The sequence below is a fragment of the Arthrobacter sp. Soil736 genome, assembly GCF_001428005.1.
Lineage (GTDB): Bacteria > Actinomycetota > Actinomycetes > Actinomycetales > Micrococcaceae > Arthrobacter.
Genome location: NZ_LMSB01000007.1, coordinates 1 through 20,740, shown reverse-complemented (window position 1 = coordinate 20,740; position 20,740 = coordinate 1). Strand labels below are relative to the sequence as shown.

Below are 20,740 nucleotides of genomic sequence, written 5' to 3'. Positions count from 1 at the left end.
CGTCACACAGATTCTCCCTCTAAGGAACCATCATGAAATGCTCGCTAACTTCCCGGCGGACCCTTTCGACGGCCGCCGCAGTGCTGACCGCCTTGCTCTTCACCGGCTGCACTGTCGAAGGCCCCAACGCAACCTCCGTTGGAGGCCCAACCGGCGCGGCCTCCAACGCAGGGGGCAACCCGCTCCCGGTCGATCAGCTGTGCGGCGACAGGCCGATCAAAATCGCCCACGTGGCAGGATTCGGCGCCAACTCCTGGCGCAAGATCACCGAGGCCGAGCTCAAAGACGAACTCGCTGCGTGCAAGAACGTGACGGTCGACTATTCCCAGGCCGACGGTGATTTGCAGAAATACATCACCGCCATCAACTCGTACAGCGCCCAGGGCTACGACGCCATTGTCACCTACGACGACTTCGGCAGCCAGGCGCTGAGCGCACTCTCCAACGCCAAGAAGGCCGGCGTCGTTGTCGTCCCCTACATCGCCGACCCGGGCGGCAAAGTCGGAACCGACTACGACGGCTACGTTGCCTATGACTTCAAGACCGAAGGCGACACCATGGCCAAGTGGCTGGCCACGCAGGTCCCTGCCGGAGGCAATGTCATCTTCACCGGCGGCCTCCCCAGCGGGAGCCCCTCAACAGTGGAACTCCTCAAGGGAATCCAGGCGACCAATAATCAGACCGGCGCATTCAAAATCGCAACCCCTGACCCCATCGCCTCAAGCTGGGACCCGGCCTACATGCAACGCGCGATGTCCGGTGTGCTCACGAAGTTCGAAAAAATCGATGGCTGGGCCTCCGACTACGGCGTCGCTGATCTGGGCGGACTTCGCGCAATGGTCAACGCAAACCGGCCCATTCCTCCCCTCGCCACCTCCGCGACGGACAACGAACTCGGCTGCTTCTGGCTGGAGCAAAAGGACAAGAACCCCAACTTCCAGCTCCTGACCCTGGACGGCACCACTACGGTGGTCCGCATCGCCGGCCGCAAAGCACTCGCTGCACTGAACAAGCTCCCGGACAACGAACCGGAACTCTTCAAGCTGCCGACCTTCATCGACACAGCCAACGGAAAGCTTCCCACCTGCCACAAGGACCTGCCGCCGGACGCTGACCTGTCCTCCGCCCTCTCGCAGGAGAAGCTGAAAGCAGTCTTCAAGTGACTTCCTCGGTCCATGGAACTGTGCACAAGGAGATGACAGTGATCCAACAGGATCCCGAAGGCTTGGTTCAGACAGAACCAGGCCCCGCCTCAGACGACGGCGAGTTGGTACTCCGTCTGCAGGGCGTCGATAAGCGCTACCCGGGCGTCCACGCTCTGAAAAACGTTTCCCTCGACGTCCAAAAGGGTAAGGTCCACGCTCTCGTCGGTGAGAACGGTGCCGGCAAGTCGACCCTTGTGGGCGTGGCAGCCGGGGCGGTTCTACCCGACTTGGGTTCCGTTCAGATCGGCGGCGCCACCACCGACTCCCCGACACCCCAGTGGAGCCGCGAACAGGGACTGGCCATTGTGTACCAAGAGCCTGCCCTGCTTCCCCATCTGACTGTGGCCGAGAACATGCGGCTGGGAATGCCGAAGGCTTTGCGTCCAACTGTCAGCGAGCAGGTCCGTTGGGCCGAAGGAATACTCGAGGGCTGGAAGAACGTCGCCTCCATCGACCCTCGGTCCCTCGTCGGCAGCCTCAAACCGGACGCACGGTTCGTCGTGGAAATCGCCAGGGCAATGGCGGAGGATCCTAAAGTGGTCGTTCTGGACGAACCGACGGAACATCTCCTTCCCGCCGCGGTCGAGGAGCTTTTCCAGTTGATTGACGCGGTCGTTCAGAGAGGAGGGGCGGTCGTCTACATCTCCCACAAGATCAACGAAGTGAAGAAGATCGCAAACACGATCTCTGTACTTCGTGACGGTGCGCTGGAAGGGACCTTCCCTGCCAGCGAGATGACGGAGCAGGACATCGTCAACCTCGTCGTCGGGCACCAGAAGTCCCGGGAAGTCGCCAGGGCGACAACCCTGGACCCGGGAGCCCCCGTACAGCTGAAAATCGAGGGGATGAGCGGACACGGGTTCTCAGACCTCAATCTGGAAGTCCGCAAAGGTGAAATCGTGGGCTTCGCCGGCATCGAAGGTCAAGGCCAGCGTGACGCCCTGCGCGCTTTGGCGGGCCTGTCACGCAGCAAGGGTTCGGTCACCGTCAACGGTGGCAATGTGAGGCTGGGAAGCACGACGAACGCAACGCGCGATGGAATCGTCTACCTGCCGCATGACAGACACAACGAAGGGAACTTCTCGCGGCTAAGCCTGCGCGAGAACGCATCCATCGGCTCGATCACACAGTTCGCCAAGGCAGGAATAGTCAGCTCCCGGCGCGAACAGAAGTCAGTGATCAAACAGTTCGCCGCCCTCCGCGTCAAGGCCCCGTCGGCTGACGTCGACATCGATACGCTTTCGGGCGGAAACCAGCAGAAGGTCGTCCTGAGCCGCGTCCTGCTAGGCGGTTCGCCCGTTCTGTTGGCGGATGAGCCGACCCAGGGCGTCGACGTCGGAGCCCGGGGGGAGATCTACCAAATCCTTCGGACGGCCGCCGCAGAGGGGGCATCAATTATTGTCCTGTCCTCTTCAGCCGCCGAACTCGAAGAGCTGTGCGACCGCGTCATCGTTTTCTCCCGAGGCCACGCCGCGAAAGAACTCATCGGTGACGAGGTTTCCGAACGTCGGATCACTGAGGCCGCCCTCACTGCCAGCCAGCACCGCAATGTTGCAACTGAGGCGAAACGCCCCGAGAAAAAATGGAAGCGGCAGCTGGCTGAGAATGATCTGATGCCGGGAGGCGTGCTCCTAATCGCCACCATCGTCCTCGGAATCGTGGCCGCATCACAAAGCAGCTTCTACCTCACGCCCCGCAACTTCGGGCTCGTTCTGCCGCTCGTCGCCATCCTCGCGTTCTTCGCAATAGCCCAACAGCTGGTCATGATGGTCGGCGCCATAGACCTGTCCGTGGGTCCGTTGGCCGGCTTCCTTGTGGTGCTGGGATCCTTCGTACTTTCAGAGTTCCGATCGCCCGCCGGCATTGCCATAGGCATCTTGATAGTCACGCTCGCTGCGGCCGCCGTAGGAGTGGTCAACTGGTTCCTGACGACGATAGTCAAGATCACTCCACTCATTGCCACATTGGTCACCTTCACGGCACTCCAGGGCTTCGCCTATCTTCTGCGGCCCCTTCCCGGAGGACGCATGGACCCGACCTTCACCGGCATGGTTTCTTCATCCTTGGGATTCCTGCCCTGGATGCTGGTCGGAGCGATCGTTATTGCCCTCGTACTTGAGGTCATCCTCCATAAATCCCTCTTCGGGGTCAGGCTCAGGGCAGTCGGGTCGAATCCGGCGACGGCCAAAAAAGTGGGTGTGAAGTCCAACCTGGTCGTGCTGGCCGCCTACGTCGGTTGCTCGGTTTTGGTCGTTCCGGCCTCACTGATGCTCATGGCCCAGGCAGGAACCGGAAATGCCAGCATCGGTGACAGCTACACGCTGGCGAGCATCGGAGCTGTCGTCCTGGGCGGTGCCAGCATCTTCGGCGGCCGCGGATCGTTCCTCGGCGCCATCATGGGGGCCATCCTCGTGATCCAAGCCAACACCGTGGTTCAGTTCCTGGGCCTCCAAATGTACTGGCAGCAGTGGTTTATTGGCGGACTCACGCTCGCCGCCGCGGCCTTCTACTCAAAGACACGCTCCCTTTCGGAACGGACGTAGAACCATGACAATCACGAACGAATCCGCCACAACCCGGACCACAGGTGGTGGAACAGCACGTTCCGTCGCGCAGCAACTCACCCGCTCACCAATTCTCATCGCGACGGTCGGTCTTTTCCTCCTAAGCTGGCTGATCGCCCCGGGAAGTGTCTCCAGAAGCTCCATAGATTCACTGCTGCCCTTTGCCGCCATCCTCGCCATCACAGCCATCGGTCAGACACTTGTCGTGATGCTCAAAGGCATCGATCTGTCCGTTCCCGGCATGATGACAATGGGCGCATTGGTCAGTACACAGTTCGCGGCAAAAAACTCCGATAACGTGGCCCTCGCCCTGGCCGTTGTTGCCCTCATCGCCGTAGCCGTTGGCCTGGTCAACGGACTGGTCATAGCGGTATTCTCCGTCACTCCGCTGGTGGCGACGTTGGCCATGAACGCCCTGTTGCTTGGAGCAGCACTTGCCTACTCCGGAGGTACTCCCACCCGCGCTCCCCAGTCCGTCTCGGACTTCGCCTTGGACAAGACCCTGGACGTGTCGAACACCGTTTGGCTTTCGGTCCTCCTGGTGGTTGTGGTTGCCCTTGCCACGAAGCGCACCGTATGGGGCAGGCGTCTGGTCGCGGTCGGTGCCAACGAATCCGCCGCGAGGATAGCCGGCATACGGGTGGTCAGCCTGAAAGTCAGCGGCTATGTTGCTGCTGCACTTTGCTACAGCGGCGCCGGTGTCCTTCTCGCCGGATACATCAGCACACCGAACACAAACGTTGGAAACCAGTACTTGCTGCCGGCTATTGCCGCAGTAGTCGTGGGCGGCACGGCGCTCAACGGCGGCCGAGGCAAGATCCTCGGCACGGCGATCGGGGCGCTCTTCCTCAGCCAGCTGACTCAGCTCGTACTGTCGCTGGGCGCTCCGTCGTCGACTCAGCTTCTCATCCAAGCGGCCGTCATCGCGGTGGCCGTGGGCCTCCAATCCGTCAAGGGAAAGACCCTACTGATCCGACTAAAGCCGTTACGAGGCCGGCAAGAAAGACCCGCTTAGCCCTGTCTTCCGAGCAGAGCTCTGCTCTCTGCCAGCGGCACAGCGGCCGCCGACAGTCACATTCGACACAACTGAAAGGAACACCATGTCCGAGAACAGCGTCCGTCCGGTAAAGACCATGGCCCTCCTAGGCCGCAAGCCTGGAATGTCGTTCGACCAGTTCTGCACCTACTGGAGGGATGTCCACGCGCCTCTGGCATCCAAGGTCCCCGGTGTGACCCGGTACGTCCAGCGCCACATTGTCCCCGAAGCCGGCGAACCGGACAACGACTTCGGAATCGACGGGATCGCCATCCTGGAATACGAAAGCCAGGAAGCCATGGAACAGGGCTGGGCCACGGAAGCCGGGCAGGCTGCGTTGGCTGACGTGCCCAACTTCCTGGGAAAACACTCCGTGATCGTGGTGAACGATTTCGCCGTCGTCGAGAACGACTAAGTCTAACCCCTTCTACAGAAAGACCTGAGATCAATGGATATTGGTGGAGTCTATTTCTTCACGGATGAAGGACCGGATCCCGTGAAGTTCGCACAGGAAATGGAAGCCTACGGCTTCGAATCCCTGTACGTGCCCGAGCACACTCATTTTCCGACGTCGAGGAAGACGCCGTACCCGGCTGCGTATGGAGGAGGTGAGCTTCCCAACTTTTACCTGCGCACGTACGACCAGGTAGTCACGCTTTCCTACATCGCGGCCACGACCAAGCTGAATATCGGGACCGGCGCATGCCTGATCGCTCAGCACGACCCGATCTCCAAAGCCAAGCAACTTGCAACTCTCGACCATTTGTCAGGAGGGCGTCTGACCGTCGCCGTCGGTCTCGGTTGGAACGCCGACGAAGCCGAAGCCCACGGGGTGATCTGGAAGCAGCGGTTCAGCATCGTCAAGGAGAAGGTCGCCGCGATGCGGGCTCTCTGGACCCAGGACGAGGCCAGCTACGAGGGCAAACACGTCCACCTCGCCCCGAGCTGGTCGTGGCCCAAGCCCCAGCAGGCAGGCGGCCCGGCAGTGTTCATCGGCGGTGCTGGTCCCACGACGTTCAAGCACGCCGCGGAATGGGCCGACGGTCTGTACATCGTTCCGCCGCCGGATGACCCCACGCTGGAAAAGACCCTTCCCAAATTCTGGGAAATCGTGGAGGAAGCCGGGCGTGACCCGAAGACCATGCGAGTGGCCGTAGCGTCCGCCCCGCCAGACCCCAAGGTGCTGGAGAAATACGCCGAACAGGGTATCGAACGAGCTGTCCTTTGGATCGACCCGTCAGACCCAAGCCAGGCTTTCCAGAACCTGGAATCCGCAGCGAAGGCCATGCAGGAATTCCAGCAGTAAGCGATTCACCTGCACTGCACACAGTTATGCCCTGGTCGCGTCGTTGGCCGCGGGCGGATTTCACATCCGCATCGGTCAATGACGGGATCCCCAAATACTGCCTCAACGAGCTCCAAGGATCATCATGCAACTCGACAACGCCCCGCTGCCTTCGATCGGAATCCTCGGCGGAACAGGCGCCCTCGGCGGCGGCCTCGCCTACCGGTGGGCCGCTGCCGGCCTCCCCGTCACGATTGGCTCCCGCAACGAAGAACGTGCCGCAGAGGCAGCAGCCCGGATCAGCAGCGGCATCCCGACAGCACATTCCCTCACAGGCACGGGCCTGATCGAATGCGCCGCGAACGCAGATGTCGTAGTGGTCGCAGTACCGTGGGACGCCCACCGGGAAACGCTGGAACAAATCCGCGATGCCGCCCGAGGAAAGGTCGTGATCGACGTCGTCAACCCGTTGGCCTTTGACAAGGGCGGAGCGTATGCCCCTCCTGTAGAGGAGGGCAGCGCGGCGCAGCAGGCACAGGCTGTCCTCCCGGATTCGCATGTTGTGGCAGCCTTCCATCATGTGTCTTCCGTGCTGCTTTCCGACCTCACAGCGGAAACCGTGGACACGGATGTCATGGTCCTGGGGGACGACGCCGAAAGCACAAGAAAGGTGCAGGAGCTGGTGCGCCTCATCCCCGGGATGCGTGGCATCTACGCCGGCAAGCTTCGCACCGCCGGTGCTGTGGAAGGTCTCACAGCCAATCTGATTGCCGTCAATCGCAGGTACAAGACGCACGCCGGAGTCGGCCTGACCAACGTCGAAGCGGTGGCACATGCCAAGGCTTGAGGGCAAGGTGGCGCTGGTCAGCGGCGCCGCCCAGGGTATGGGGGCCAGCCACGCGCGGGCCATCGTTCAGCACGGCGGCAGTGTTGTGATCGGTGATGTAGACGATGAACGCGGCAAGGTTTTCGCCGATTCACTGGGGCCGAGCGCTAGGTTCGTGCACCTGGACGTTCGAAATAGCGCCGACTGGGACGGCGCGGTTGCGGTGGCAGTAAGGGAATTTGGTGGTTTGAATGTCCTGGTCAACAACGCCGGCGTGTTGAGGCACAGTGGTGTTGAGCAATGTTCCGATGAGGAATGGGAACTCGTGCTTGGCATCAACCTCACAGGAGCGTTCAAGGGTATCCGGGCAGCTGCCGACGAGCTCAAGAGATCTTCGCCGTCGTCCGTCATCAATATCTCTTCCACCGCGGGACTCAAAGGATTTGCCGGGTTCACCGCTTACGGATCTTCCAAATGGGGTCTTCGCGGCCTGACAAAGAACGCCGCCATCGAGCTGGCGCCGCACGGCGTGCGCGTGAACTCAATACACCCGGGCAACATCAGGACCCAAATGATCGATGGCCTGTACATGGACTTCAGCCATGTACCCCAGGGCCGGGCCGGGGATCCTGAGGAGATCAGCAACCTCGTGGTTCTCCTGGCCAGCGATGAGAGCTCATTTTCAACCGGAAGCGAATTCGTGGCCGACGGCGGTGAAACGACAGGACTGCCAGCCATCGCGCAGGCCGAGTAAACCCGTAGGAGCGGGTAAGGACAGCAGCATGTCTCAGCGTCTGCGCCTTGTTTAAGGCGCAGACGCAGAGACATGCGTTCCTGACCAGCGTGCGGGTCGGCCAGTAGGCTCCGACGAGTGCCGCTTCAGGCTTTGAAAGCTGAAATAGCAAGCAAACGAATGTCCGTGCGTTAAACTTGGCACATCGACGATACGAGAGGTGGCGTAAATGGTTGCAACGGCGGAACGCGGGACTGCCCAAGCTATCCGCGAAGAGGCGGCAAAGCTATTTTTTGAACGCGGGTACGATGCGACGAGCCTCCGGCAGGTTGCCTCGGCAGTTGGCCTGATGGTGGGCAGTCTCTACAACCACATCGACAGCAAGGAACACCTGCTGCTGCAGATCATGGGCGGGATCATCGACGACCTGCTGGATAGCGCCCGCAAGGCGGCCATGGTCGACGGGGACGCCATCGACAGACTCGAGGCCGTGTTGGCGGCCCACCTGACCTTCCATGCAGAACGTGCTCAGGAGGTGTTCATCGGCAACGCTGAACTGCGCTCTCTCTCCGACGGTGCACGCCATGTGGTGATCGAAAAGCGCCACGAATACGAACTGTTCCTGCAGGGGCTCGTTGAGGACGCCGGCCGCGCAGGACTCGCCGACGTAATCGACGCAAAAATTCACGTGTACAGCTTCGTGGCCCAGGCAACCCACATCGCCAGCTGGTTCAAACCCGGCGGACGGATGAGCCTGGACGAGATCGTCGCCATCTACACCAAGCTGGCCCTCCGCGAACTCAACGTCCCCGACGCCGACGCCAGAGTCGACCAGCGTCGCTGACAGGGATTGCTGGCTGGCCCGCCGGAGCCCGGCCCTCTTACCCTGATCGGGTTAGAAGGCCGGGCTTCCAGGTTTCGTTCCCAGCTTCATTCGGGGCTATCAGCCCCGGGGGCTCGACGGGGACGCTGCGTTCTGGCCATCCTTGTAACCGTTGGAGTATGCCTCGTCACTGCCGAGTCTGAACATGTCCTGTGCTGCAGGCCGGACCAGGCTACGAGCTGAACCTGCGGGCGAGTCGATGTCTTCGAGGACCAGATGACCCAGGCCTCGCACCAGTGCGACTGGGCACCCGCTGGACTTGCCTTTGACGAGATCCGCAGCACCCGCGATCTCATCTGCAACGGCCGCCGCGGACGCCAGAAGAAGGTTTCCGTGCGGGTCGTGAGTTCCCCGGTAGTCTTCCAGCACGCGCAAGCCAGCCGCGCCGATGGCAGCGTCTGTCTGGCCTTCGCGCCACGGCCGGCCGAGGGTATCGCTGAGTACCACTCCGATGGTCACACCGAACTGCTGGCGCAGATCTTCGCAGAGCCGCCGAGCGGAGGCATCGGGGTCGATGGGAAGAAGCAGGACGGTGCCTTCCGGGGTGTTGCTGTTGTCAACGCCGGCGGCGGCAAGAACCAGCCCTTGCCGGTTTTCGACAATACGGGTAAGCCCGCCCGGGTAAGGCCTGCTGGCCACGAGCCGGACTGTTTCGGCGGTGATGGCAGCTTCACGGTCGACGGCCGGAACCTGCCGGCCTTCGGCTTTGGAGACGATCTTGCTAGTCACGACCAGTATGTCTCCGTCTTGGATCCCTTCGGGTGAGTTCACTAAGGCGGCACCGATGATCCCAGCGAGGTTGTCATTGGACGCAATCTCGGGGATGCCCTTCAGAGGGGTGATTAGAACACCGGACATGATGATTTCCTTTGCACGATGGGGTTTTCGGATGAGCGTGACAGGGGGCGGTCGGCGTCCAGCGTGGGATGGGGCGATAGGAGGCCGGAGGCGATCAGGGCAGCGCGAGTGTTGTCGCCGACGCCAATGCGGACTGCTGCGGCGAGATCATCGAGCGTGTCAACATCGGCCCGCAGAGTTGAGCGGTGAGGGATGGGTGACAAGATATGGCAGGCGGCCAGGTGCGCATCGCGGGAGCGGTGACCGAAGAGAGGGTGTACGCGCACGCCCGGCCTCGCCGAAATCATCGTGGTCCCGGTGCCTGCTCGGTCCTGAACGATCGTCAGCGGATGATGTTTTGCATACTCGAGTGCATACTCGAGATCCGCGGCGGCCAAGGACGGCAGATCGGCTGTGATCGCCGCTACTGGGATGCCACTGGTTAGTGATCGGGCGAATGCGAAGCCGGCGTCGACAGCAGCATTGAGCCCTTGGCCGGGGTCTGCAAGCATCAGAATTTTTGGTCCGTTCATCACGGCGGCCGGGTCGGAAGAAACGATGATGATGCGCCGGACGCTGGCGGCGGCGGCGGCCGCCGTGACGGTATCGCGAAGAAATCCTAGGGCAAGCTCGTGCCGAAGAGCCGGGCCTATTTTCCCTGTTCCGCTGTGGCCCTGAAGGCGGCTTTTGGCGCTCGGTCCTCCCTTGAAAGGCACGATGAGTGACCATGTGGCGTTCTGGCTGGCCGGGTATGAGGGGGTGCCTCCGGAGGGGCCGGCGGGAGAGCCGCCGTTGGTCATGGAAAGCTCCTTTCGTGGGTTGGCCGCCGCTACTTCAGCGACAAGGGGAGCAGCCGAAGATTCTTGCCGGTGGCGGCGAATCCCGTGTCGGCGTTTTTCCGTGCGACAGCAAGGCGTTCCTCGGACGGGGCCCCGTAGGTCGTAGTGCGCTGCAGAGGGATGCGGCCAATGGAGCTGATCATGTCCTCAAGTTCCGAAACGGTCTTCTCAGAACCGTTGTCGGCGCCTGCCATGCGGCTGATTGTTTCTTCCATGAGAGTTCCGCCGAGATCGTTGGCTCCGCCCTGAAGCATGAGCTGAGTGCCCACAGTGCCGAGCTTTACCCAGGAGGTTTGAATGTGATCAATCCGGCCGTGCAACATCAGGCGGGCAACCGCATGGACGGCCCGGTTTTCCTGCATCGTTGGTCCTGGTCGCGCGATGCCCGCAAGATAGACCGGGGCATTGGTGTGGATGAACGGCAGCAGAACGAACTCCGTGAATCCACCGGTTTCATCCTGAATCCTGGACAGGGTGCGCAGATGTCCCACCCAGTGGGTCGGATTGTCGACGTGGCCGTACATCATTGTCGAACTGCTGCGAATGCCGAGCCGGTGCGCGGTGCTGACGATGTCGATCCAGGTCGCCGCGGGCAGTTTTCCCTTGGTCAGCAGCCAGCGCACGTCGTCATCGAGAATTTCCGCGGCGGTGCCCGGAATCGTATCGAGTCCGGCGGCGCGTGCCTCGGTCAGGAACTCCTCGAACGACATCCCAAGCCGTGAGGCCCCGTTGACGATTTCCATCGGACTGAAGGCGTGCAGGTGGATTTCAGGCTGCCGCTTCTTAACCTCGCGGGCAAGATCGAAGTATGCCGTTCCGGGCAAATCGGGATGGATGCCGCCCTGCATGCAGATTTCCGTCGCGCCGATTGCCCAGGCCTCATCCACGCGGTCCCCAACTTGTTTCATCGACAGGGTGTAGGCGTCGGCGTCGGTCCGCCGCTGAGCGAAGGCGCAAAAACGGCAGCCCGTGTAGCAGACATTGGTGAAGTTAATATTCCGGTTGACGACATAGCGCACTTCATCACCGACGGTCTGCACCCGGACGGCGTCTGCCAGCGCGGCAAGTGCCTCCAGCTCTGGTCCTTCGGACGACAGTAGCCGGACGTAATCGGCATCTGAGAGTCCTGCCGGGTTGTTCTCCGCTCGGGCGAGCACCTGGCGGATCTCGCGGGCGTCGTGGCTGTCGGGGGAGTGGCTTGGTCTGCGGCTGCCGGCTGCGTCCTCCCGGAGCGCCGCCCAGTCACCGTAGACGCCGTCGAAATCGCTCCGGCGGTCACCAGTGCGGCCTACAGTGTCGATCTCTGTATGCAGATTGACCCGGCCCTGACCGACGGTACTCCACTCCACGTCGGGGTCCTGCCAAGGCAGCCCTACGGGGTTGCGCCCCTCGACAGCCAGCCCATCGGGGCCAGCCAGCGCACGAACGTGGGGCAGAATGCGCGGATCTAGCCACGGATCCTCTTCCCTTACGTAGCGTGCGTGGGCGGTGAGACGTTCGCGCAGGCTGAAGCCGCTGGCCGCCGTCAAACGGGCAAGATCATCCAGATGTGGCCATGGGCGTTCGGGATTGACGTGGTCAGGAGTAAGGGGGCTGACTCCGCCCCAATCATCGATCCCAGCGCTGATCAGGAGGGCCAGCTCGTCGCTGTCGGTGAGGTTCGGAGGGGCCTGGAGACGCATCTTGGGTCCCAGCACGAGACGGGTGACGGCTACGGCGGTCACGTACTCTTCCGTTCCAAGGTCAGGTGCCGCCATCATGGCCGTTGCGTCCTTGGCCCGGAAGTTCTGGACGATGACTTCCTGGATGTTGCCGTATCGGCGATGGACGGCCCGGAGCGCGAAGATCGCGTCGACGCGCTCGGCGTAGTTTTCGCCGATTCCCAACAGGATCCCTGTGGTAAACGGGATGCTGGAACGTCCCGCGTCCTCCAGAACCCGGAGCCGCAGGGCAGGTTCCTTATCCGGGGAGCCGTAGTGCGGCCCGCCCTTCTCTGACCACAACCGTGTGGCCGTTGTCTCCAGCATCATTCCCATGGATGGTGCGACGGGTTTCAGCCGCTGGAGCTCTTCCCACGTCATGACGCCCGGATTCAGATGTGGGAGTAGACCCGTTTCTTCCAGAACCCTGACCGCCATCGCACGGACATAGTCCAGGGTTGAGTCATAGCCATGGGCATCAAGCCACTCCCGTGCCGCGGGCCAGCGGTCCTCAGGTCGGTCCCCGAGGGTGAAGAGCGCTTCCTTACACCCCAGCTCGGCGCCCTTTCGCGCGACGTCGATGATTTCGTCCGGTGACATGAAGATGCCTTTTCCGGCCTTCTTAAGTTTGCCTGGGGTGCTCACGAAGGTGCAGTAATGGCAGCGGTCACGGCACAGGTGGGTTACCGGGATGAAGACCTTGCGCGAGTACGTGATTATGCCGGACTGGCCGGCCTGTTCCAGTCCAGCATCGCGGACCCGGGCTGCCGAGGTCATCAGCCGTTTGAGATTGTCTCCTCGGGCGTGAAGGAGCGTCTGAGCCTCGTCAGGGTTGAGTGTCACCCCATCATCGGCGCGGCGTAGTGCCCTCCGCATTGCACTGTCCGACGGGACAAATGTTTCCATCACGCTCATGATCAAACTCCAGGGGTAGGGACAACAGGTTTTGCCGCCGGACGGCGCCGATAACGTGTCAAGGCGGTGACTACAGGGGCGCGTGAGGGGAAACGGACGAAGCGATGGCCAGTGCTTCAGATGCCATGGCTGCGGTCGTGTGGATGTCCGTCATCCAGAGTGGGGCCGCAGAGCCCCGGATCCCGAAATCTTCAAGTGCAGGGAGATATTCGGCATCTGCGTTATCCATGAGCCACCCGTCCAGGACCCCGCCGCGGCTTCGGGCTCCGTAGAGGCTGGCCACGCCAAGCGCAGTGGCGTCGACGCCGACGGTCTCCAGACACTGCTCTGCCATGCCGCGCACTGCTGCACCGCCGATGATCGGGGAAAGACCGACGACCGGGGCCGCTGTGCTGCGCAGGGCGTTGCGGACGCCGGGCACGGCCAGGATGGTCCCCACCGAAACAACCGGGTTCGAAGGAGGGATGATGATGACGTCCGCCGAAGAAATGGCTTCAATTACCTCCGGCGTGGCGGCCGCTTGGTCCAGTCCCACTTGGATGAATTCAGTGACCGGGACGCCGGCGCGGTAGCGCACCCACCATTCCTCAAAATGGATCAGGTCACCGGCCTGATGTTCATCTATTTCCCGGGCCAGCCGAATATGGGTCTCGACTTGCCCGTCGCTCATGGGAAGAAGCCGAACTCCGGGACGCCAGCGGCGGCACAGTGCCTCAGTTACTTGGGTCAGCTTGGCGCCTTCGCGCAACATGTCGGTGCGGACGATGTGCGTGCCCAGATCGAGGTCGCCAAGGGTGAACCAGTCCCATCCACGGCCGTAGGCGCTGATCTCAGCAGACGCCCGCAGGGTTTCTCCACCTCGGCCCCAGCCCTGATTCTCATCGACTCCGCCACCCAACGTGTACATGATGGTGTCCAAATCCGGACAAACCCGAAGGCCGTTCAGCCACATGTCGTCTCCGGTGTTGGCAATGACAGTGACGTCGACAGCGCCCGGACCGGACTCAGCAGCGACTGCGGCAAGGTGCGCGAGCAGACCCCGAACAAATCGGGCACCACCAACACCACCGGCCAGAACCGTGATTCTCTTCATCGTGAAGCACCGACCTCTCACCGCCGCTTTGAGCAAGGAACTTCAACGTTCCGAGACAAACGAACAATCGCTTGTTCTTCGATAATGTTACCTGCGTCTCACAGGGTGTCAACAGTTGGTTGGCTGCGTAGCCGGGGTGTGGGTAGTGCTCGCCTCGGTGTGGATTCGGGCTCGCCGTCTCCCTTTACATGCTCGGGTCCGCATCAGCCGACCTACGTGGTTGAATCAGGGAAGGTACGGGCATGACCGGTTAACGGCCGTTGCAACACCCCATGTCCCGGGTGTTGCAACAATTACTGGAATCGGCCAATCGCTATACGCGGCGTCAGTCCGTTGTGATCCAGCCGGGGCGGTAGTCGAAGTAGGAGATTCTCCACGCGCCGTGTACCAGGCGAAGGTCGAGTTTGTAATGGGCTCCGTACATGTCTTGGCCGTCGGGGGTAAGCGGCTTTTGGGGGATGACCCGCCCGATGACCAAATGAGCGGTCGTTTCATCCTCACCTACCTCGATGCTCAAAGGGCGGCCGAAGTGCTGCATCCAGGGCCAGTGGCGACGGAATTCCTTCTGCTGTCCAATGATTTCGTGACGTCCGTCGCGGTGGCCCATAGGCGGGAATTCCCCGAACGCGTCTTCGGTGTAGCACCCACTCAAGAGGCCGATGTCGCCTTGGTCGATTGCCCAGGCATAACGCGTGTAGGCGTCCGCGACCTGCTGGACTGCGTCCGTGGATGATAGAGGAGGAACGCCGCGCGCCCAGGGGGAGTCCAGTTCGCTCACGATGGTAGGCGTGGGGTCGCCGAGTTTCCATCCCTGTCCGGGCAGTACTTTCCAGCGGGAAAATCGGGATGAGTCTCCGTCGGTCCAAGGGATCGACAGCTTCAGATCGCTGAAACGCCACCCGTCTTCGCCGCGGGTGAGGTCGGCGACTAGCACCGCTCCGAAGACGGCGGCGCTCGCGGTGGGATCGGTGACATGGCCGTACAGGTAGGCGGTCAGGACGGTGTGGGTGTCGTTGCCTGCCACATACTGGTTGGTAGAGACAAGCTGAATAGGCATGGCGTTGCCATGATCGGCTGCGAGAAGCGCGGCGATGTTCTCGGCTCCGAAGGCTTCGCCGTGTGCGCTGCTATGTATCGACGCTGATGCGTTGAATGCATGGCCTAGTGACTTTCCGTCGCCACCAGCCCATCCGGCTAGGAACGATTCGAGGACGGACAAGACGTCGTCTCTTATGGTCAATTCTTATCTCCGTAGTGAGTGGTCTGATGTGATGGCTCTTGGCACGAACTTTTGCCGATGTTTTGGGACACTTGCCTAAGTTGCTGAATGGGTACCAAAGGCCCCGCTCCAATAGGTCAGGGGTGAGCCGCGGCCAGGGTCTGCTTCTTCTACATTCACGAGAACGAGCATGTGGTCTCCGGCTGGCGTGATTTCAGCAACGCGGCCGGCTATCCAGACGTGCAACTCTGGGAGCCGGGGCGCACCAGCGTCGGACTGCCATACGATGCCCTCGAATTTGTTCTCACTTTTGGTCGCGAAATGGCGGGCAATCGCGCCCTGACCCTCGCCGAGGACATTCACCCCCAGCGGGCTGCCAGGCTTGAGGGCGGCGAGGAGGTTAGACCCTGCATCCAGGGATATCAGGACCATCGGAGGGTGCATCGAGAGCGACAAGAACGCGCTGACGGTGGTTCCGTATGCAGTGCCCGCGCTAACCGTGGTCACGACCGATACCGGGGTGGCGACGTGGGCCATGGCTTTCCGGAAGCTGGCGCCCGAAATGGTCCGGGCCCGACTGTTCACGCGCGGATAGTCGCCGGGGCGCGGCGTGCTGTGCCGGTTGTTACGTGCCGCAAGCACGCCTCCCCAAGTTGGCTCGCAGGTTCCGCTCACCGGGTGCTCCTCGAGTCCGGGCGACGGTCGTCCTGCACCGTGCTACGGCGCAGCGGCGCGATCTGCAGCGGCGCTGGGAACGCAGTATCGCCGTCGTCCTGGAATCTCCACGCGGCCGTGTGAAGGTTTCCGTCAGCGGTACCGATGGTCAGGAACGCGTCGTACGCGGGGGAGCGTTCGCGTGCAGGTGCCCAAACGTCTACCTTCGATGCCCCCTTGGTGAGGTCACGGAGGGCATCAGCGGCTTCTGCGTGGGTCAGTTGCGTTCCCAATAGTGCGTGCACAAATCCGGAGACTCGATGTTCCGCCCAAGTGGGTGCATAGTCGCGCATTGTATTCGGCAGTATCGGCGTTTTATCGAGTGCCACGAACCGGGGAATTTCATCCACAAATGAGACGACGGTTTGGTAGCTAATGATCGACCCGCCAACACCACCGTTCGCGGTTGGTGTCTGGTAGGCGACGAGGAAGTCGAGGGTGCCCTCTACACCGGTCCGCTCCGTCCAATTGGAATGGAGGATGCGGTGCGAGCTGACTTCATCGGGAACGGCTCGGAACCACCGTGCCAACTCCAGATGCCCGTGAGCGAAATGAACCTCACCTCGACGTCCCGTCAACTGGACATTGTTCTCGAAGAGGTCCAGGTGTTCCTCAACGTTACCGGCGGGCGACTCCAGAAAGGCGAACCAACGGTGCGCTAGCGAGAGTGCTGCGTGACTTCTGCGGGACATTCCGGTCATGGCTGCGCGATCGCTTCCGCGAGGGGCGTTGCCCCAAGCCTGGACAGCGAGAATTCGACCGCGAGTGATTCCAGGGCAGCAGCCCTGCGATGTTCCCCGGGCATCATTGGATTGATCATCACCTCGTCCGTCCCGTAGCTATCGGCAAGGTCTCGGAGGGACTGCGCAACCTGTGCCGCAGTGCCCGCGATGACCCGGCCCTGATTGCGTTCGCGGGCGGCCAGCTCCATAGGGCTCCACTTGTGGTTCCGTGTCCTCTCTAGCGAAGGGATCCGTGGGAAGGGTGAGGCGCCCTCGGCGTGCGAGAGCCAGAGATGGAACGCGTCGGCTAAGTCAGCCGACTCGGTCTCGTCTTTGCCCACGGCGACAAACACGGCGGCTATCACCGCTGGTTCCGCCAGGAACGCACTAGGGCGGAAATCCCGCCGGTACTGCTCAGCTGCCCTCGGTCCACGGGCGCCAGCGTTAATGAAATGGGCGAACGTGAACCCCATCCCGTTGGTCGCGGCCAGCTCCGCCGTTGACCCGCTTGCTCCAAGAACCCAAGGCAGCGGCAGGGATCCAGCATCCGGGCTCGCGGATACGCCCCTGTATTGGGAGTCCGCGCCATGGCCACCGGTAAGGAAGCCGAGAAGGTCGGCCACTTTTTGTGGGTATGGCAGCAAGCCCGACTTCTCGTCGTTCAATGCAGTGCTTAGCCGTGGATTAGCTCCCGGGGCGCGGCCGAATCCCAGATCGATACGGTCCGGATTCAATGCCGCCAACGTCTTGAAGTTCTCTGCCACCTTCACGCTGCTGTAATGCGGCAACATCACTCCGCCCGAACCGATCCGAATCCGAGAGGTGGCGGAAGCGAGATGAGCAATCAGGACCTCGGGCGAAACACTCGCCATTGCCTCAATACCGTGGTGCTCGGACACCCAAAAGCGCGAATAGTTGAGCCGTTCCGCTAACTGCACAAGTCGAGTGGACGCCCTTAGTGCTTCAGACGTCGTCGCATCCTCATCGATAGGCGCATAGTCCAAGATTCCCAGTTTCAAATTTCCTCCTCATCGTTGCCGCTGTTTGCGATGAGAACCAACGTAAACCTTGCCATCCATGTCAAGGTCAAATCCGCCGCCGGGACCGGCGGGAACCATCAAACGGAGCGGTGCGCCACGGCCAAGGGGGGGCAAGAACCGGACCCTGGTGCCGCGCTTATGTCGAACTCCTCCGAGCATCCGCTTGACCTTCACACATATGTGAAGGTCTAGTCTTCATTTGCGAGCGGAAACACTCGCCCGCAGGCTGTGCGCGTTGGGTTCCAGCAGCCCGCCCGCGGCCAAAGTGTTTTCCCGTTCACCCGTAAGACGCAGAGAAAGAGGCAAAAATGGAACGCATCGAAAGGCTTCTGGCCATTGAGGAGATTAGGAATCTCCGTATCAAGTACGGGCATCTCCTCGACACCAACAACGCCCGTCTGTTGGGCGAGCTCTTCACTGACGATGCCGTTTGCGACGTCGGCCGGGGCCAGTGGGAAGGGCGCTCGGCTATTGTCGACGGCTTGAGCTCTGCGTTTGTTGAATACGACAGAACGGACACGGGCGCCTACCCGTTCCACCACGTGATCACGAACCACTGGGTCGAGTTCACCGACCCCGAGACAGCAGAGGGTCGGGCCTACCTCGTTGATCTCCAGACTGACCCGACTCAGGATCGGTGGATCCTCCTAGGTACGTATGCCGACGAGTATCGCCTCGAGTCGGGAGTTTGGCTCATCAGCCGCACGCGACTCGACATCACGTGGCCCGAGCGGTCAATCGGGGGCGGACTGCCCGGGGATCGTCTTGTACTACCAACCATTGCGTCTTGAACCTGCTCCTGGACGTGCCTGCGCAGACGAAATCGCGGGAGCCCATGCCCCTTCGGTTCCGCTCAGGGGACCGAAGGGGCAGAAACCGGATCGCCGGCCGGTCCGGTCTGTGTGATCCGGTGACCCCACGCGTCCGCCCCGCTGGCTGGTCAGGTGAGTGTCTGCGGAGGCGGTCATGTGATGGCATGCCGGCGCCTGCGTTCAATGTCTCTGCACGGTGGTGTCGCGCGCGTCACAGTTGCGCAGACTTCGTGGCGGCCGCCTGAAACTCCCGGCCGCAGCCCTACACTGATGCGGTGAATCAAGAGTCTCGGAGCAGGCGGCCCCTCCGTTCGTCGATGATTGCCGCCATCGCCATGGGCGTCGTCCTGGTGCTGGTGGTTGTCGTGCTCATCGGCGTCCGGATTGGTCAGTCCGTGCTGACAGGTGCACCGTCGAATGCGGTGTCCACGTCTACTGCTTCGTCACCGGCAGCGGTGCCGACCAGCACCCCTCCTGTTGAGAGTGAGCAGGCGGAAAGCCCGGAGCCGGAGCGGGTTACCGTCGGTGCATGGCCGGCCGTATCGGCGCCGGCCCACTTCGAGCCTGTTACGCCAACGCCTTTTCCAGAGCAATCCTTTGCTGAAGTCCAGGCACTGCCGCCCCAGCCCGTCGCTGAACAGCCCGCGGCGTTGCCCGCTGCCCCACCCAGCCCAGCTCCTGAGCCCACGTGTCCTGCCGACAAGGGGGTGACATTGACGATCGTCAAAGCCGAAGTTACCTATTCGGGTGGCGGTCCCTTAGAGGAGTACAAGCTGACGTACGTCCTCGACAACAGGTTCTCTATTCCGGTCGGGCTTGAGATCAGCGACTCGCTCAACGTCACTGCTGTCCGGGAAAACGGTGCCGAGGTGGGTGATGGCTTTGTCAGCCTGCCCGACACGTACGAGATCCGGCCGGGGCGTACAACATTCGCCACGGAACACAACGATCCGGTGACGGCCTTAAGGAACTTCGGCTCGCCAATCACGGCCTTCAAGCTGAGCGGCTCGGTGGGGGTACGTACCAGGACTTGGGACATCGAAAATTCGCTTTATTGCGAGTACAAGGGCCTCACCTTCGGCAAGCCGCTGCAGGGTTACTGGGGCAGTTAGCGCCGTTTTCGGTTACGCTGCCTGGGCGGACATGGTCCGCAGATTGAAGTCGGCTGCCTCAATCAGGACGCGGCAGGCGAGGAGGATGTCCACGGCTTAGGCTGCGCGATGGGTGTGCTCGTCATAGCGGTCGTAGGCGCTGGCCGTTACATCCCGGCGTTCCTGTGCCAGCTCGATCAGTTCGTTGACATTACGGATGTGGGCGGCTGAGTGAACGATGCCGCGGGGCTCCCGGTTGCCGATGAGCTCCGAGACGAAGACGCCGGCGTCGTGCAGCTGAGACGCAGCCTGTCGTGGCCGTCGGCGTGCGCCTCAATGCTCAGCTGGATGTAGATTGCTCCGTGCCCCTGCGGTGTCGACGCCTGCGACCCGGCCGACTAAGCGATGTCCACAATCATCGGCATGTGGTCCATCACATGCAACTGAACATTGGGCCGACGGCCAGCCGTCATGACAGTCAGGAGGTGACCAGCGGTAGGGTGCGAAACCGGCACCATCCCAAGGATCCCATGACCACGTTCCTGAAAATCTCCGACGGCACCGCACTGCTCAACGTTGGCCACCTCGCCACCTTCAAGAAAATTGGCGCGGGTTCGTCTTTGCGTGAGCGGCGGCCACCAGATTGGACCCGACAAAGGCAATGAGCGCGGCGAGGGCGATCAGGACGTAGGACAGCAGCCGCGAGCCGCCGAATAGCAAGGCCCGACCGCGGGGTTCCTCCGGGTCACCGGTGCGCGGTGGCAGCCGCGTCGGATTGCCGTGCGGGGAAGCCGAAGGCGTCGTGGGCTTGACCGAAGCAGCTGAGGATCGCAGTTCTGGGCGCTCCGATGGCTTTTGACAGGTTGGCCATGATGATGGCGGCCAGAGAAATATCCTTATCTGCGGCCGCTGGAATCCCCTTAAAAGGACCGCGCCAAAAGGACCGCGCCGTACTCAATGCGCGGATGGCGGGTACTCCAAGTAAGCGGGAGACGCGGCGGGGGTCTAAGACGAGTACGCGCTACTCGTGAGGGCGTTCTCCTCAAGCGATTTACTGGATGTTCAGCACGCCAGACCAGCGCGTCACGACGACCGTTGATCAGAGCAACTGTAGGGAGACGTTAATGGGCTCTTCGCGGTTCGTGGGGAAATTGATTCCCGGATGAGTGTCATGCCGCCGTCCGGACGGCACTGGTCATGAGAATAACCGATTTGTAATTGCCTGC

The 20,740-nt window shown here is 61.8% G+C and carries 19 protein-coding genes; 11 read left to right on the top strand and 8 right to left on the bottom strand.

The window, feature by feature from the left end:
• Window positions 1-32: 32 nt before the first annotated feature.
• The 8 genes from ASG92_RS05665 (at window position 33) to ASG92_RS05630 (ending at window position 8,493) form a co-directional block, all read left to right on the top strand.
• Window positions 33-1,163 (top strand): substrate-binding domain-containing protein, encoded by a 1,131-nt coding sequence (locus ASG92_RS05665; RefSeq protein ID WP_157372112.1) that lies wholly within the window; start codon window positions 33-35, stop codon window positions 1,161-1,163.
• Between the two features lie 38 nt (window positions 1,164-1,201).
• On the top strand, window positions 1,202-3,748 hold the full coding sequence (locus tag ASG92_RS05660; protein WP_200951892.1) for an ATP-binding cassette domain-containing protein: 2,547 nt from the start codon (window positions 1,202-1,204) through the stop codon (window positions 3,746-3,748).
• A gap of 4 nt (window positions 3,749-3,752) precedes the next feature.
• Window positions 3,753-4,784 (top strand): ABC transporter permease, encoded by a 1,032-nt coding sequence (locus ASG92_RS05655; protein WP_240987020.1) that lies wholly within the window; start codon window positions 3,753-3,755, stop codon window positions 4,782-4,784.
• An 85-nt stretch (window positions 4,785-4,869) separates the two neighbouring features.
• Window positions 4,870-5,220: an EthD family reductase gene (locus ASG92_RS05650; protein WP_056625683.1), complete on the top strand. Its 351-nt coding sequence runs from the start codon at window positions 4,870-4,872 to the stop codon at window positions 5,218-5,220.
• 81 nt (window positions 5,221-5,301) lie between these two features.
• Entirely contained in the window at window positions 5,302-6,111 is an 810-nt protein-coding gene (locus ASG92_RS05645) for an LLM class F420-dependent oxidoreductase (protein ID WP_240987019.1), read from the top strand.
• A 124-nt stretch (window positions 6,112-6,235) separates the two neighbouring features.
• Window positions 6,236-6,937, top strand: coding sequence for an NADPH-dependent F420 reductase (npdG, locus tag ASG92_RS05640; protein ID WP_056625679.1), 702 nt, complete (start codon window positions 6,236-6,238; stop codon window positions 6,935-6,937).
• Window positions 6,924-7,670: an SDR family oxidoreductase gene (locus tag ASG92_RS05635; protein WP_056625676.1), complete on the top strand. Its 747-nt coding sequence runs from the start codon at window positions 6,924-6,926 to the stop codon at window positions 7,668-7,670. Before npdG ends, ASG92_RS05635 begins: the two co-directional genes overlap by 14 nt.
• A 208-nt stretch (window positions 7,671-7,878) precedes the next feature.
• Complete coding sequence (locus ASG92_RS05630) at window positions 7,879-8,493, top strand: TetR/AcrR family transcriptional regulator (protein ID WP_056625673.1); 615 nt, start codon at window positions 7,879-7,881, stop codon at window positions 8,491-8,493.
• 99 nt (window positions 8,494-8,592) lie between these two features.
• Here the strand turns inward: ASG92_RS05630 and ASG92_RS05625 are convergent, their stop codons facing one another.
• The 8 genes from ASG92_RS05625 to ASG92_RS05590 all read right to left on the bottom strand — a co-directional run bounded on the left by ASG92_RS05625 (window position 8,593) and on the right by ASG92_RS05590 (window position 17,590).
• A complete protein-coding gene (locus tag ASG92_RS05625; RefSeq protein ID WP_056625670.1) occupies window positions 8,593-9,390 on the bottom strand; it encodes a coenzyme F420-0:L-glutamate ligase in 798 nt (265 codons plus the stop codon).
• Window positions 9,375-10,085, bottom strand: coding sequence for a 2-phospho-L-lactate guanylyltransferase (gene cofC, locus ASG92_RS05620; protein WP_162256302.1), 711 nt, complete (start codon window positions 10,083-10,085; stop codon window positions 9,375-9,377). Before cofC ends, ASG92_RS05625 begins: the two co-directional genes overlap by 16 nt.
• A gap of 113 nt (window positions 10,086-10,198) precedes the next feature.
• A complete protein-coding gene (locus tag ASG92_RS05615; protein WP_056626030.1) occupies window positions 10,199-12,784 on the bottom strand; it encodes a bifunctional FO biosynthesis protein CofGH in 2,586 nt (861 codons plus the stop codon).
• A gap of 109 nt (window positions 12,785-12,893) precedes the next feature.
• Window positions 12,894-13,916: a 2-phospho-L-lactate transferase gene (gene cofD, locus ASG92_RS05610; RefSeq protein ID WP_056625661.1), complete on the bottom strand. Its 1,023-nt coding sequence runs from the start codon at window positions 13,914-13,916 to the stop codon at window positions 12,894-12,896.
• 325 nt (window positions 13,917-14,241) lie between these two features.
• Complete coding sequence (locus tag ASG92_RS05605; RefSeq protein ID WP_056625658.1) at window positions 14,242-15,156, bottom strand: nuclear transport factor 2 family protein; 915 nt, start codon at window positions 15,154-15,156, stop codon at window positions 14,242-14,244.
• Between the two features lie 75 nt (window positions 15,157-15,231).
• Entirely contained in the window at window positions 15,232-15,810 is a 579-nt protein-coding gene (locus ASG92_RS05600; protein WP_200951890.1) for a flavin reductase family protein, read from the bottom strand.
• Window positions 15,807-16,550, bottom strand: coding sequence for a hypothetical protein (locus ASG92_RS05595; protein WP_056625652.1), 744 nt, complete (start codon window positions 16,548-16,550; stop codon window positions 15,807-15,809). Before ASG92_RS05595 ends, ASG92_RS05600 begins: the two co-directional genes overlap by 4 nt.
• Entirely contained in the window at window positions 16,547-17,590 is a 1,044-nt protein-coding gene (locus tag ASG92_RS05590; RefSeq protein WP_082579323.1) for an LLM class flavin-dependent oxidoreductase, read from the bottom strand. Before ASG92_RS05590 ends, ASG92_RS05595 begins: the two co-directional genes overlap by 4 nt.
• A gap of 329 nt (window positions 17,591-17,919) precedes the next feature.
• On the opposite strand from ASG92_RS05590, the gene ASG92_RS05585 reads away from it, so the two are divergent.
• The 3 genes from ASG92_RS05585 to ASG92_RS30250 all read left to right on the top strand — a co-directional run bounded on the left by ASG92_RS05585 (window position 17,920) and on the right by ASG92_RS30250 (window position 20,179).
• Window positions 17,920-18,402 carry a nuclear transport factor 2 family protein gene (locus tag ASG92_RS05585; protein WP_056625649.1) on the top strand — a complete coding sequence of 161 codons (483 nt, stop codon included), beginning with the start codon at window positions 17,920-17,922 and terminating at the stop codon, window positions 18,400-18,402.
• 338 nt (window positions 18,403-18,740) lie between these two features.
• Window positions 18,741-19,535 (top strand): hypothetical protein, encoded by a 795-nt coding sequence (locus ASG92_RS28140; RefSeq protein WP_157372111.1) that lies wholly within the window; start codon window positions 18,741-18,743, stop codon window positions 19,533-19,535.
• Window positions 19,536-20,044: 509 nt separating this feature from the next.
• On the top strand, window positions 20,045-20,179 hold the full coding sequence (locus tag ASG92_RS30250; RefSeq protein WP_277308102.1) for a hypothetical protein: 135 nt from the start codon (window positions 20,045-20,047) through the stop codon (window positions 20,177-20,179).
• Window positions 20,180-20,740: the final 561 nt, after the last annotated feature.